This is a genomic window from Pedobacter sp. ok626 (genome assembly GCF_900100435.1).
GTDB lineage: Bacteria > Bacteroidota > Bacteroidia > Sphingobacteriales > Sphingobacteriaceae > Pedobacter.
Genome location: NZ_FNEX01000009.1, coordinates 134,684 through 147,447, shown reverse-complemented (window position 1 = coordinate 147,447; position 12,764 = coordinate 134,684). Strand labels below are relative to the sequence as shown.

General features: G+C 37.5%; 14 protein-coding genes. 13 read left to right on the top strand and 1 reads right to left on the bottom strand.

Annotated features, from left to right (window positions below):
- The first annotated feature begins 20 nt into the window (after positions 1-20).
- Genes BLS35_RS14335 through BLS35_RS14320 form a run of 4 tightly spaced genes read left to right on the top strand, consistent with a single transcriptional unit; the run spans position 21 to position 4,925 of the window.
- Complete coding sequence (locus BLS35_RS14335; protein ID WP_165973414.1) at positions 21-1,871, top strand: right-handed parallel beta-helix repeat-containing protein; 1,851 nt, start codon at positions 21-23, stop codon at positions 1,869-1,871.
- A 25-nt stretch (positions 1,872-1,896) separates the two neighbouring features.
- On the top strand, positions 1,897-2,526 hold the full coding sequence (locus BLS35_RS14330) for a GDSL-type esterase/lipase family protein (RefSeq protein WP_090782164.1): 630 nt from the start codon (positions 1,897-1,899) through the stop codon (positions 2,524-2,526).
- Positions 2,527-2,550: 24 nt separating this feature from the next.
- Entirely contained in the window at positions 2,551-4,344 is a 1,794-nt protein-coding gene (locus BLS35_RS14325; RefSeq protein WP_090782162.1) for a right-handed parallel beta-helix repeat-containing protein, read from the top strand.
- Positions 4,345-4,361: 17 nt separating this feature from the next.
- Positions 4,362-4,925: a GNAT family N-acetyltransferase gene (locus BLS35_RS14320; RefSeq protein WP_090782160.1), complete on the top strand. Its 564-nt coding sequence runs from the start codon at positions 4,362-4,364 to the stop codon at positions 4,923-4,925.
- A 155-nt stretch (positions 4,926-5,080) separates the two neighbouring features.
- Here the strand turns inward: BLS35_RS14320 and BLS35_RS14315 are convergent, their stop codons facing one another.
- Positions 5,081-6,943, bottom strand: a complete 1,863-nt coding sequence (locus BLS35_RS14315; protein WP_090782158.1) for a helix-turn-helix transcriptional regulator — start codon at positions 6,941-6,943, stop codon at positions 5,081-5,083.
- Between the two features lie 230 nt (positions 6,944-7,173).
- Between BLS35_RS14315 and BLS35_RS14310 the strand changes: the two genes are divergently transcribed.
- From BLS35_RS14310 to BLS35_RS14275, 9 genes are all read left to right on the top strand, one after another.
- Positions 7,174-7,494, top strand: a complete 321-nt coding sequence (locus BLS35_RS14310) for a magnetosome magnetite crystal formation protein family (RefSeq protein ID WP_090782156.1) — start codon at positions 7,174-7,176, stop codon at positions 7,492-7,494.
- Complete coding sequence (locus BLS35_RS14305; protein WP_090782153.1) at positions 7,491-7,976, top strand: hypothetical protein; 486 nt, start codon at positions 7,491-7,493, stop codon at positions 7,974-7,976. Before BLS35_RS14310 ends, BLS35_RS14305 begins: the two co-directional genes overlap by 4 nt.
- Positions 7,973-8,476, top strand: a complete 504-nt coding sequence (locus BLS35_RS14300) for a hypothetical protein (protein WP_090782151.1) — start codon at positions 7,973-7,975, stop codon at positions 8,474-8,476. The genes BLS35_RS14305 and BLS35_RS14300 overlap by 4 nt, the downstream gene beginning before the upstream one ends.
- Before the next feature lie 12 nt (positions 8,477-8,488).
- On the top strand, positions 8,489-9,484 hold the full coding sequence (locus BLS35_RS14295; RefSeq protein ID WP_090782351.1) for a hypothetical protein: 996 nt from the start codon (positions 8,489-8,491) through the stop codon (positions 9,482-9,484).
- A gap of 3 nt (positions 9,485-9,487) precedes the next feature.
- Positions 9,488-10,198: a hypothetical protein gene (locus BLS35_RS14290; protein WP_090782149.1), complete on the top strand. Its 711-nt coding sequence runs from the start codon at positions 9,488-9,490 to the stop codon at positions 10,196-10,198.
- 363 nt (positions 10,199-10,561) lie between these two features.
- Positions 10,562-10,720, top strand: coding sequence for a hypothetical protein (locus BLS35_RS27830; RefSeq protein ID WP_165973413.1), 159 nt, complete (start codon positions 10,562-10,564; stop codon positions 10,718-10,720).
- Positions 10,721-11,018: 298 nt separating this feature from the next.
- On the top strand, positions 11,019-11,330 hold the full coding sequence (locus tag BLS35_RS14285; RefSeq protein ID WP_090782147.1) for a type II toxin-antitoxin system HigB family toxin: 312 nt from the start codon (positions 11,019-11,021) through the stop codon (positions 11,328-11,330).
- Positions 11,314-11,673, top strand: coding sequence for a helix-turn-helix domain-containing protein (locus tag BLS35_RS14280; protein WP_090782145.1), 360 nt, complete (start codon positions 11,314-11,316; stop codon positions 11,671-11,673). The genes BLS35_RS14285 and BLS35_RS14280 overlap by 17 nt, the downstream gene beginning before the upstream one ends.
- A 311-nt stretch (positions 11,674-11,984) precedes the next feature.
- On the top strand, positions 11,985-12,494 hold the full coding sequence (locus tag BLS35_RS14275) for an AAA family ATPase (protein WP_090782144.1): 510 nt from the start codon (positions 11,985-11,987) through the stop codon (positions 12,492-12,494).
- Positions 12,495-12,764 lie beyond the last annotated feature (270 nt).

Here is a 12,764-nt window from a genome sequence, read left to right as displayed (position 1 = left end):
GGATCATGGTTAATCGAAATATGAAGTTATACAGCCTTTTTTTTACCCTGCTTTTTTTATGGCTCCACAAGCCTTGCTTTTCATTGGTGAAGACCATTACACTATATCCCGAAAATGGGAAAGATTTTACTGAGCAGGTTAGAAATATCATAGCTGCTCATCCCGGTGGGGATTTTACTTTGAAGTTTAAAAAAGGGTTGTACGATTTTTATCCTGAAAAGGCGATAGGAAAATACCTCAGTGTATCTAATAACGACAATGGCTATAAACACATTGTTTTTAACCTCTCAAATACACAAAACGTAATCATTGAGGGAGAGGATGCTGAATTTCTAATGCATGGTACGCTTGTCCCGTTTCTAATTTCAGGGAGTAACAATACGCTAATCTCTGGGATCAGTATAGATTATGATTATGGTTTCGTGCTTGAAGGAGAGGTGGTGGCACAAAATGCATCAGAAAAGAGTATTGACCTTGAAATCACGTCTGGAAACCCGGTCTACGTGAAAGATGAGCAGCTGTATTTTAAAGGATATAACTGGGAATGTTTATTAGGAGAGAATATGGTTTTTGATAAACAAAATAAGCGGCCGTATTATAATGCAGCACGATACCTGCACCATTCCTGGAAAAATTCATTGAAAGCCAAACAGCTTTCAGAAAAAATCTTTCGGTTGTATGGTTTCAATTCAGACGCCTTGCCTCCTTTAGGCGCTGTTTATACCGATAAAGGCCTCCAATCTTTAAACCGGTTATACCCTGGGATTGTTCTTCAAGCTTCGTTCAATACCAGTTTAATAAATGTAAAGGTATACATGGCCGGAGCTATGGCGCTGATTGCAGAAAACTGTGAAAACGTAAATCTTAAGGCTTTTGATGTAAAAATCAGGGAAGGCTCGACGCGAGTCGTCTCTTCCTCTGCAGATGCTACACATTTTGTCGCATGCAGAGGTAAAATTAGTTTTGAAGATTGTACGTTTTCTAACATGCTGGACGACGCGACAAATGTGCATGGGGTGTATATGGAGGGCGTTGAAAAGATTGATGACCGTACTTTAGGACTTAAGTTTGGTCATGCACAACAACAGGGTTTTGATTTTGCCAAAGCTACAGATGAAATTGTAGTGGTAGATAGAAATACGTTATTGCCAGTATTTTCAAGCCGGGTCAGGAAACTGACAAAGGTGAATGATAATTATTACTTGTTGGAAATTACTGATGTACTTCCTGATCTTGATCCAAAAGGCATTGCTGTAGAAAATAAAAGTAGTAATGCCACTGTGGTAATGAAAGATTGTCGCGTTTATGGTAACCGTGCCAGGAGTATTCTGCTTTCCACTTCAAAGCCAGTACTGATTGAAAATAATTATTTTAGTTCTATGATGGCCGGTATATTAATTGCGGGTGATGGAAACAAATGGTGGGAGTCCGGCAGTGTGGATGCGGTTGTTATTCGTAGAAATACATTTGAAAACCTAGGGACAGGAGGAGGAGAGCCTCAATCAGTCCTGCAAATTAGTCCGGAAATACACAAAAGGATTTCTAATCGCTATTACCATGGGAAAGTGGTCTTTGAAGGCAATATCGTGCGGACATTTGATTCCCAGGTTATTTATGCCTTAAGTGTCCGCGACATCAGTATACGCAATAACAAATTTGAGGTTTCCCGAGATTTTAAACCCATATTTAAAGGATTGGCTTATTTTGATTTTCAAAACTGTAAGCGAATCGTAGTTACGGAGAACACTTATGATGCAGAGCCTCAGGTACAAGTTAGCGTGAAAGACTGCGAAGAAACGATATACCACAAAAATAAAGGCTTTTCTAAAAGCATAATCAATAATCCCAATGCATTCTTTTATCAACAGTAATCAGGAATGCTAAGCATGTATAAAAATGAAGCTATATAAAAAATACCAAAGGCAATCAATGATCGCTGTGAGTCTTGCTCTAATTGTGTTTATGTTAACCGGATTTACACTGACTAAAAAAAAGATGGAAGCGCCGGTGAGTGTGATCATGTTTGGTGATTCCATTACTAATGGAGCTAACTGGAAAGAGCTCTTGCAAAGGAAGGATGTGAAAACCTGTGGATTTCCGGGATTTACAACTTCTCATCTGGTATGGTTGATTAAAGAAAATGTGATTGATCTAAAGCCGGAAATCTGCTTTCTGGAAGGTGGAATTAATGACATAGGAGTGGGTATTCCTTTGAGTCGTACAAAGGCCAATTATAAGAAACTGATTGATGGTTTACTCGATAATCATATAGTAGCTGTAGTGCAGTCTGTTCTATATCAGCAAAATAATCCAGAGAGTAAGATTCAGGTGGATAGTTTAAATACCTATCTGATTGAATACTGTAAAACCAGAAAAGTGCATTACCTGGATATCAATGGAAGATTGAGTTCTGCTACTGGCCTAAAAGCGGAGTATACTGTTGATGGAACCCACCTTAATTCGGTCGCGTATAAAATTTGGGCGAAAGAAGTGAAGGCTATTTTAGCCATATTAAGACCTCAATAATTTAGACTTTATACCATACTTTTAATGATCATAATTAGATTTAACCTTTTGCAATTGTGGGTATGGCTGTTTTTAGGCATGTTGATCAGTTCAAATGTAAAAGCTGCCGTAATTGATGTAACACACTTTGGAGCAATTCCAGATGACGGCCTTGACGATCAGGTCGCTTTACAGTTTATTTTGACCCATTTAAATAATGGAGATAAGGTGTATTTCCCCCAGGGAGTATATCATTTGTCAGCAGAATTGCAGCTGGAAGGTAAAACAGATATAGAAATTTACGGAAGTACCACAGGGAGAAGAGTTACTTTGATGGCGACAGGTTTTAATCCTTTTGAAACCAGCGTATATGGAGGAAGTTTATGGATAGTTTCGGATTGTAAAAAGGTGAATTTCCATGACTTGATGATAGATGTAGATAAGCCGGTGAGTATAAACGGTTCGGTCTCTGATATTGGATCGGATATCAGCGGTGCCTATTATATGTTAGAGTTAGGAGAGGAGTTTATTGGTTACAATCCCAATTTGCAGGATTTAAAGATCATGCATCAGTTAAGCTATGAGCATGATGGCACACCTAATTATCATATTTCTACTCATTATAATTTAAAAGAAGGAAAATATCCGCTGATTGAAAAAATGGATCGTTTAAAACTAAAAATATATAATGATCTCGCCGCACAACTCTCAATAGGAGAAAAGATCAATCTGAGGCTTAAAATCAGCGGTAACCCCTGTTTTAAATTTTTAGGAGTAACTACCCTGGCATTATCAGATATAACGATCTGGCAATGGCCAGATTTTGCAATGTATGTTTCAGACCGCTTAAATACTCATTTTAAATCTAAAGATATGACTTTAACCCGGGTTAAAATGAAGAGTAAACCGGGCTCTGCACGCTTGATGTCCATTAGTGCTGACGGGATTCATATTGCCTCCATGGAGGGAACTTTTAAAGTGCGGGATTGTGAGTTTGTCGGTCTTGGTGATGATGCGATCAATGTACACAGCCGAATGTGTAAGATAGAAGAGATCACAGAAAAAACTGTTAGTCTGATTAATGGATGGACAAATAAGCTAGTGGAAGATGATTGGTCCTTTCCTGATGATGTCATCGAATTTCTCGATGGAACAACCGGGAAATCAAAAGGTACGGCTGTAATTTCATCAAGACATTTAGGTCGATATGTGATGAAATCAGTTCTTAAGCATGTTAATCCTGGTGATTTCGTAGTAAAGAAAACTAGAACACCTTCAACAGTGATTAACAATTGTACGGTCTCCAGAAGCCGCGCACGTGGTTTTGTGCTCCAGTCAAATGATGTTATTGTTTCTAATAATAAATTCTCTGGTATTTCAGGTTCTGCGGTTTTGCTTTCCTGTGATATGGAACGTTGGTTTGAAGCAACAGTTATAAAATCTGCGCTAGTCAAAGGCAATACCATTGAAAATTGCGGAAAGTTTTTGAAATGGAATGATACATTAATCGGATATGGTGCAATTGCTGTGAAAACAGCACATGAAATTGGTGGCATAGATAAGCCTGCTGGGGTGCATCGAAATATTACAATTAGTAAAAACAACATTAAAGATTGTGCAAATTCTGCGATATTTGTTTCTTCAACAGATCAGATCAAAATTATAGATAACCGAATTGAAAATTGTAGTAATAGAATTGGGATATTTCCTTATGGTAAATACGCTATTTACTTAAAGAATTGTGAAAATGACCTTGTTCAAGGAAATAAATTTAAGAAAGTGAAAGAGGAATTTGGCCGTGCAGATAAAGGATTGCATAGCCATTTACGGATAAGATAGTAACAAAAAACTCGTTTATGGAAGATATAAGTCGAAAATTCCCATTATTAGAAACCAGCAGGACAAATTTATTCGAAATACAAGATAGTTATAAAAATGACCTTTTTACCTTATTTACAGACCCTCGTGTAACAGCATTCTTTCCTGTAATCACTCTGAAAGAAGAAAACGATATTCTTCCTGTGATAGACTTTTTTAAACAGAATTTTAAAAAAGACATCGCTATCCGGTGGGGAATAAAACTCAAAGAAAACGATCATCTGATTGGCACTATAGGCTATACCAATTATAAAAGTGGACATCGTGCTTCGCTGGTCTATGCATTAAAACCAGCCTATTGGGGGAAAGGACTCATGAGAGAAGTCATTACCGAAATTATCAGGTTTGGTTTTCGGGAACTGGATGTAACCAGAATTGATGCCGAAACCCTACTTGGCAACACTGTTTCGGAAAAGATTCTCGAGAAATCAGGATTTAAGTTTGAGGGGTTGCTGAGAGAATGGATGCAATGGAACGGGGTTAACCACGATGTCAATATGTATTCATTACTCAAAAAAGAATTTGAAACAGTATCTGACTGATCCAGAACAATATTCGGTAAAATATTTATATTGAAAAATATTTAATTGCTATATCCGGTAAACGTAAAAATAATCTAATCCCCTTTATTTCTATATTGCACCATCCCTTTTTTCAATATCATGAACTGTTCGGTTATACTTGTCATGTATGATTTTTATTTAGCCGTTCCTATTCCCTGTAGATAGATATTCAGATCTTTTTCTTTTTCCAGTCCTAGTTTTTGTTTGATTCTGTACTTACTCATTCGGATGCTTTTGGATTCAATATTCATGATCTGGGCGATTTGACGGGTATCCATTTTAAGGTAAATATATGCGCAGAGCTTTAAATCCAATGCACTGAGTTTCTTTTTCGCATTACTGTTAATCAGGTTGAAAAAGCCGGGATGTACTTGTTGGATCTGCATTTTGGCATCTTCAAAATCTTTATCCAATATCATTTCTTCCTTTAGTATTTTTTGCATGTTTACAGTATCGCCTCCATTCAGTTTGTCTTTTATCTGATGAAGCATCTGATTTTTATGCGCCAACTGTAACACATTGGCCATTGCTTCTTTCTTTAACTGTAGCTGTTGGGTTTCGAGCAATTGCTGTTCTGCCTTTAGTCTGGCACCAGCTTCCTGCTCAAGTTTTATCTGGAGCTCCGAATCCTGCTTTTCAAGTTCCAGTTGTTTTTCACGCTGCAATGAATAACGTAGTTTGAAATGGTAGGAGCGGAACATAAACAATAATCCAAAAAGAGAGGCAACAGCCACACAAGCGTACAAGTAATTCTGCTGTTTGTGACTCTGTTCTCTTTCTTTAAGTAGAGCCATTTCATTGTTTTTTTTTTCAGTTTCGTATTGGATTTCCAGTTTTTGAGCATTTAAAGCTTGTTCCTCGTTAAAACTCTTCAACGTATATTTGGTTACTTCTTTCTGAAAATCTACCGCTTTCTCGAGATTGCCTTTTCTTTCATAAAAATCGGCTAAAGCCTGAACCACATTCAACATAGTCGGATAATAAATGGGTTGTCCAGTTTTTATTACTTCATAGGCACTTAACAGATAGGTCTCCTGCTTACCAAAGTCGCCCTCCAATTTGGCATACTCACTAAGTATGCCCAGACCGCTAGCCATTACTTCTTGACTGTTATTGATCCCTTTTAAGGCCGATATGGCTGTATTGGTATAACGAAGGCCCAGCGCTTTTGCCTGTGCATCTGTTTGTGGGAAATATTTAAGATAAAAACTAGCCAGATCTATGCAAACTATTGCGTAGGTATGATTGGCCACATGACCAGGATATTGGTGGTAAAGCTTTTCTGATTTTTGAAGATAAAACAACACACTGTCAAGCTCGGCTTTATCCTTGGTGCTGTGGTAATTGTATTCATGCGCTACCGATAATGCCGTATAACAATTGCTTAATAGGTTGTAGTCGCTGGTTAGCAATACATTTTCAGTGGCCTTGGCGGCATATAAATTTACTTTTGCTTCATTATTCCAGCTAGCGTATACCGCATATAGCCGATAGTATATTTTGGAAGCAAGATAAGGATCAGTTTTTTTTTCCAGTTCTTTCAGTCCCAGTTTGCAGAACTTTACTACATGTTGTTTATCATCTAAGATTTTGTACAACAGTACCTGGGCATAATAAGCGTAAGCCATTGCAACCGGACTATTGGCCTGTTTAGCGAGTGTTAATGTCGAATCGCTGCTGCGTTTAGCAGCCGACAGCTGTCCCGTTGTGATTTTGATGTTGACCAGTAATGTATAGGCCTTTACGGCATTTAAATAATTCTTATTGCGTAAGGCAATATCAGCTCCTTGTTTGGCTGTCTTTTCAGCAAGTGGGTAGTTTTTATTGATCCGATATAGTTCAGCCAACTGATTTAGCAATTCTGGTTTTTCCTTTTCGCCCAGAGCTGGATTCTGCAAAACAGATTGTAAGCTGTCGGTCAAAGTTGTCTGAGCGAGGGCGGGGAAGCTTAAGAGCAAGAAAAAAAGGATAGGAGATTTGTAAAATAAAGCTTTCATAGGTGCCCAAATTTAATTATAAATTGATAAGCGCAGGGGCAAAACAAATAAAAAATACAGGCAATGGCTTGTCGTTAATGATTTGTTTGTCAGTTGATTGTTTGGGTATGTAGACGTATTGTAGACGCCGATTAGCACACAGGTAGACCTTTTGTAGTCTCTTAAAACTTGTATCCCATTGTACCAGATCGGAGCTTTGCTAAAACAATAAAGCCAAAAAAAATACGGGAATGAACAACAAAACATTATCTATGGTAGCCTACATCACCCTGATCGGGTGGTTGATCGCTTACCTAAAAGGAAAGGACAAGGCCGACGACCTGCTTAAGTACCATTTAAAACAGTCTTTAGGACTCGCGATTGTGAGTATACTTTTAAGCATGGTACTCAATGTCATTGCTCATATTGTACCAGGCTTATCTTTTTTAGGTCTGCTGGGTTGGTTAATCGTTATTTTATGGATTATGGGCATCATCAATGCAGCCAATATGGCCAAAAAACCAGTTCCTTTAATTGGCAGAATGTTCGAACATAGATTTACGTTTATATGAAATCATTTAAATATTTTACAAAAGAAGGAGATGTGTACGTTAAAATACCTCAACGTACATTGTACTATGCTTTTGCATTTTTTTTATTGGCATGTGCGGCCCTTGCGTTCCTATACGGAGAAAATACAAAGGGTAGTAAATGGTTGATGGCCTTGATGGGCATTCTGGGAGTTATACTGCTGTTACGTGCCGGCGCTACTACCACGTTTGACGTACAAAATCGTACCATCGTAGCTCAATCATTTTTTTTTATCAAACCAAAGGTGTTTCATTTTGATGATTTCGATAGTTTTCTCATCTCTAAACAGACATTTTTGATCACTCTTAATGCAACAGCGACACTAATCCTGGCTCCAAAAGGAAAAAGACTCAACCTGCTGCTGCATCAAACCATGTTTGTGACCAGGCCTTTGCAAACTGTAATAGACGAAACAGCTCAGATTATGGAAATTGCAAATGCCCAGAATTCAGGCCGGCAATGACGAAGCCCTGGATTTTCAATGTTAACGATCAAAAGATTAGTTTACAGCCCAATAAACGTTACAGAAATAAGATTATTATTTTTACGCTGCTGGCTATAATTTGTATCTTGTTACCACATTTCTTTGTGGTAAATACTGAGGTATACAGACTCACGGTCAGTATCGGTATTTTTTGCGCAGCTTACGCGATTTATGATTTTGTGTTCAGGCTTAACCTTACCTATGTGTTTGATTTAAATCAAAGAAAAGTATACCAAAAGGTACCAGGACTGTTTATTCGAAAGCTCATGAACTTCGATGAAGTTTATATTCTGCTCGAAACCGATAATTGTGAACCACATTATGTGCTATCGAATCAAAAAGATCGGTATGGAAATAACTACGCGATCAGTGATTACTTTTCGGGTAGTCGTAAAGGTATAGAGGAGCAGCAACGCTATGAAACAGAAGTACTAGTCAAAATACACCAGATTTTGCAACCCCATGTAGAACGACAATAAATGTGTAAAGCTATGAAACGAACCTTTGTTACCATATGGAATAGTTTTTGGCTGGTGTATTTGACCTTTTTTGCCCTACCATTTCCTATGATCATTTATTATGGTACGCAGGATGGTAGCGAAGAAACTCATTTCCTGGAGAAAAGCCCGGTTACAGCCTTGATTATGCTTGGGATTTCTGTCGCACTTTGGTGTTTGCTATTCACCGGATATTTCAAAAACTGGATAGGCTCCGTTTTCAGAGAGAAACGGAATATCGAACAAATCAAAGCAGATGGTGTACTTCGAAAGGCGGAAATATTATCCGCAGAAAAGACTGCTAAACCTTACGCCGGGATCGACAGTTATGCATTAAAACTTTCTTTTAAAAACCTTGCCGATACCACTGTTTTGGTTAATACTACTGTACATGATGCCAAACCTTACGAGCGCCGCTTTGAAAAAGGTAAGAGGGTAGACCTACTGCTTGATCAAAGCATGAAACGCAGTCCTTATTTTATTTTTGCCAATGCTGAGGTCAGGCTCAAAATACCTGTACTCTTACTTAAGATACTGGGCTGGGCTATCTTCCTTGCGCTTGTTATTTGGTATTACGGTTATGCCTATGCTGATGAAAGCAGGGGAGCTGGCTGGCGTTTTCTTAGCTTCGGACACCCACTTATCGTTTGTCCCCTCATACTTTTTTGCTACAGAATCCTGGCAAGACTGTTGAAACGTTATATAGGCAGGGTTAACGAATTGATCTTGATTAAGTTTAAAGGACGTAGAACTTCAGCTAAGCTTATCAATGCGAGCCAAACTGGAGTTTATATTAATGAACAGCCTCAAATCAGGTTTGAATTGGAGTATCACGATAACAAGAGGCAATTACATCGCACAAGTCTGAAAAAAACGATTGGCCTTCTTCAACTTGACCTAACCAAGCAAGAGCAGTTAGATATCTTTTACCTTCCCGAAGATCCCAGCCGAATTGCCCTTGCTTACGATTTAGATGAATTAAATGATTAAGTCATGAGATATTTTTTAACAGTTACCAGCATTTGCCTGTTCAGTTTCTTTGGCTGTAATCAGGTAAACAAGAGCATTCAGGAGACTTTGCACCCTCTTGATACCACAACCCGGAAAATAATAAATAAGGGAATTGAAAGACCTGATATCAAAAAAATTATCGATTCGCAGATTACCATGGTTAATTCAATGATCCAGACCCATACCAATCAGCATATCGAGGTACATCTGGATGGGGAAAGTAAGAAGTTCCTAAGTGATCGCCGGGGGCTTGAAAAAGCCGAAGAAGAACTCAGGCAGCTTCCGCAATATGCTGGAAAGGAAATCTTCATCTATCAAAGTATTCATTTTTATGATGATGGCAGTATCAATGTGATGTTGCAGCATCCTGCTAATCCTATGTACGTAGATCAATACAGCTACAAAGAAGGGGAATGGTTGGCACCTGTACCAGTGCAATTATCTGCAAGAGCTGAAGCTGCCAACAGAATGGTTCCCCTGGATAGCATAAGTTTTATCACTGCTTTTAAAGTGGCAAAAAACTACAATCAAAAAGTAAATGAAGTTGAAGGCGCTAAACCGATCAATAGTGTTTATGCTTCCATATGGGATAAACGAATACGTTGGTTTCCTGCAACTATTAATGGTAGCCGTGAACGCTATTCCATAGAATTTAATTCGGATGGGAGCCTGAAGCGCTTTAGTGTACAATAGTCGGATGAAATAGTATCAGTTTTGTCAATGACAATTTTTCCTAAAAAAGAGTCTATTCCTTCTTCCTCAATTAAATAATTGCAGTAAAAAGTATCATACTATTCTGCGATAAACAGAAGTGGCAAACAAACTATTACTTATAAGCTATATCCCCAAACTGAAAGCCAGCAAGGAGAGGGGGCTAAGACATTAAACACAGCAGTTTAACCGAAGCTGATGGCAAAACCTTTATTGGGAAAGATAAAGATTATTACGAGTGCAGCTTTACTTTTGATGCAAATATACCCTATGAAAATAAAGGCTGGGAAAGCAGTACGGATTTAAGTAAATTAGATCAGAAAGAATTACTAACCAAAACAGAAAATGCCTACAAACAAGTTTGGATCTCTTGATAAGAGGTTAAGAGGTGAATCTGCGCTATGGTCGAAATATAAAGATGAGGACGGTAATGTTATAGCTAGTTTTATCAGTCTTTATCTTCATATCCCAAAAGGTAAGACGAATTTTGAGGTAATCAGGTAATTAAGAGGATATTAATAGGGTAAGATATGAGGAAAATTGTATTTAGGATCTGGCTGGTTAACCTTCAATAATTTACTTAGTATGTTCTGTTATAGAATTTTTGATGTTCAGAAAAAAAGTAAAAGCTCAAATTCTTCTGGACAATCATAACAGGCTATTCAATTAAGACAAGCCGCACACGGATAAGACATTATTGAGTTTTTAAGATCGCTATCCGTATACATCCATAAATTAGAAAAAAGAAATTAATAAAACAGAACGTTCCCGTTTTGGGAACATTTTAGTATCTTTGTTAAATATGCGAGTGATAGCAATAAAAACTCTAAAAGATTATATTGATGAATTCCATCAGGCAGAACAAGCATTATTAAGCTGGTATGAAGAAGCTGCTTCTGCACTATGGAATAATCCAAATGAATTAAAAGCACAATATAAAAATGCTTCTATACTTAATGAAAAAAGAGTTGTATTTAATATCCATGGTAATAGTTACCGCTTAATCGTAGATATAGAATATCGATTAAAAATTGTTTTTATTGTCTGGTTTGGATCGCATAATCAATATGATAAAATAAACGCTAAAACAATTAGTTATGTTAAAACCAATTAAAACTGAGAAAGAATACGATGATGCTCTGGCTCATGTATATGAGTTGATGCAAACTGATATCGTAGAGGGCTCTGCAATTTCTGATGAATTAGAAATCTTAAGCCTATTAATCAAAGAATATGAACAGGTACATTATCCTGTTTCTTATCCAAATCCAATAGAAGCTATAAAGTTTCGAATGGAACAAATGAACTTATCTGAAAATGAACTAAGTGATTTGTTAGGTACACGTTCAAGAAAGTCTGAAGTCCTATCAGGGAAAAGAAAACTAAGTCTTTCTATGATTCGGAAATTAACGGATATACTTCATATACCAGCTGAAGTCCTAATCCAAGCTTATTAATCGTTCCATTATAAATAATTAAATAATTTTTGACCAAAAGTCCCTATATTTATTTTATAGCAATTGCAGCTAAAACGTACAAAATAAATGGTGAGCGATTCGTTGAGTCGAATTATAAAACACCTCTAAATACTATTTAAACGTAGATTTCAGGACTAGGTTCGAATCCCAGCGGGATCACGTATAAAAAAAGTCTTAAAATCAATGGATTGTAAGGCTTTTTTGTTTTGAGGAAATCCTACATATACAAATGGTAAATTTGATGGAAAGAATTAGTAATAATAGCTATCTGGAGGAATAAAGTGTAAACTATGAGAATTGCAATTGTCGGTGCTCACAGGGTGGGAAAATCAACCCTGGCTGAAGAACTCCTGATGAATCTTCCTGGTTATATACTTGAGATGGAACCATACTATCAACTGGAAACATCAGGGCATGAATTCTCAGAAATCCCTACTGCTGAAGATTTTATTGAGCAGTTTAATTATTCGGCCAGACTGGTTTCTAAAAGTGAAGATAATGTGATATTTGACAGATGTGTTATTGATATTTTAGCCTATCTGCATGTTATAGTCCCAGGTATGAACATTCAATTGCTCTTTGAAGCTGCTCAATCGGTGATTGCTGGAATTGACCTTCTCGTGTTTGTTCCAATTGAGGAACCTGATCTGATAGCTTGCCGTCAGACAGATCTTCCAAAACTCAGAAGCCGGGTTAATAATTTACTATACGATTGGATTGGGGATTTTGGTATTGAGGTAATTGAAGTGGGCGGTAGCTTATCAAACCGCAGAGACCAGGTACTTGCTAAAATTTCATGATAGGTTGGGAGTTTACAAACAAATTAAAATAAACGACAAGTAATTTCTGTACGGGATTCCCAGATAGGATCACCAATCAATTCATCAAATGTCCAATCACAAAACATGGACCTCATGCATCCGGATCAGATTTCAGGAAGGACTCAGGATAAGTGCCAATTTACTTGCCGACCTCGTTCTGAAGCTGCAAATCTAATTTATGAAATATACTTGAAAGTTGTCTCCGCTATTCAATTGCGACTTCGCAATCTTGTGATTTCAGGACGGGAC